We start from the raw sequence: 633 nt of genomic DNA on the forward strand, positions 1-633 counted from the left end.
ACTATTTCGGTCCGGACAGCGGGGACAACTGGTTCTACTTCGAGGACAGCACGACCGTCTGACCCGACCGCACCCGGTAGGGAACCGGAACGGCCAGCCGACCGTTACGTCGCCCATTCCAGTCCGAGGTTGGTGAGGGTGGTGAGTTGGTTGTTGGTGAGTTTGTCGCGGCGGTTTTTGTGGTTGCTCAGGAACACGCCCAGGCGCACGGACGTCCCGTCGGGCAGCTGTTCGATGTGCTGTCGTCCGACGGTGGTCTTGCCTTCGCGTGTGATGTATTGCTGTAGGGCTTGTACGCCTCGTTGGAAGGCTTCGGAGCTCTTCCCGCCCCCGGCCTGTGCTGTTGCCTGTGCTGTGCCCTTATGGGTCTTTGCCGCGCCCCGTCCTGCGTTCTTACGGGCTGGTGCAGCGGCTCGTGGTCGTACCCCGAGCTCTTCCAGCCGTCGCTGCTGCTCGGTGTTGAGTTGTGTCCAGTCTCGTGTCTGCCGGAGGACCCAGCGTCCGATGTCGTCGCCGTGGTACGTCACTCCGGGCTGGATGTCTTCCAGCGTGTTCCCGGCGTTCAGGAGCGAGTGCAGGCCGGTGTAGGAGCGTTGCCAGTCGACGGTCCATCCGAGGAGTCGTGGGTTCCAG

At 63.3% G+C, this 633-nt stretch carries 1 protein-coding gene; it reads right to left on the minus strand.

Annotation, left to right across the window (positions count from 1 at the left end):
• Positions 1 to 104: 104 nt before the first annotated feature.
• Positions 105 to 633 (minus strand): helicase associated domain-containing protein (locus EAO73_RS34880; protein ID WP_191134343.1); only part of this gene is annotated, 529 nt, incomplete at its 5' end.

It is taken from the genome of Streptomyces sp. col6 (assembly GCF_008042035.1).
Lineage (GTDB): Bacteria > Actinomycetota > Actinomycetes > Streptomycetales > Streptomycetaceae > Streptomyces.